At 67.7% G+C, this 523-nt stretch carries 1 protein-coding gene and 1 pseudogene; one reads left to right on the top strand and one right to left on the bottom strand.

The window, feature by feature from the left end; translation table 11 throughout:
* Positions 1–123, bottom strand: a pseudogene (locus A5681_RS28115) (hypothetical protein); the annotation flags it as partial.
* A 325-nt stretch (positions 124–448) separates the two neighbouring features.
* Here A5681_RS28115 and A5681_RS27600 point away from each other — a divergent pair.
* A partial coding sequence (locus A5681_RS27600; RefSeq protein ID WP_156737843.1) for a PPE domain-containing protein occupies positions 449–523 on the top strand: 75 nt, incomplete at its 3' end.

Here is a 523-nt window from a genome sequence, read left to right as displayed (position 1 = left end):
CAACTCAGCAATCACCGAGCTATACCCACTCGCCGCCGCAGCCACCTCAGCAGCAATCTCATCCCACGCCGCCGACGGACCGGCGGACGCCTTGCCCGCGGCGCCCGTCGGACCCTGCCCCGGCCGGCGCCGGTGTGGCCTTTATCTGCGACCGGATTTTTTGTCCCGCGCCCAGGGTGATCCGCCTCGGCTTCGCGGAAACAGTTGTCCACCGTGGTCCCGCCGGCACCCGTTTTTGCAGGTAGCCGGGTGGACCACGGGCGCGGTCAGCTGTGCGCGCGCTGCGCACGGCCCGGTAAAACGGGGCGTCTCCCGCCCGGCCGTGCGCGTCACGCGCAGCGAGGGCACCCCGCGGCGCTCTAGCCTTCGCAAGCAAGCGCATCGCTTGAAATCAGCCAGCCAAAACACTCGCGAGGGAAACACATGGTTCGAGCCGGGGGGTTCGTAGGTGTTTGACTTCGGGGCGTTACCGCCGGAGATCAATTCCGGTCGGATGTATGCGGGTCCGGGTTCGGGTTCGTTG

Source organism: Mycobacterium scrofulaceum (assembly GCF_001667885.1).
Taxonomy (GTDB): Bacteria; Actinomycetota; Actinomycetes; order Mycobacteriales; family Mycobacteriaceae; genus Mycobacterium; species Mycobacterium scrofulaceum_C.
This window is presented reverse-complemented; position numbering and strand designations above follow the sequence as displayed.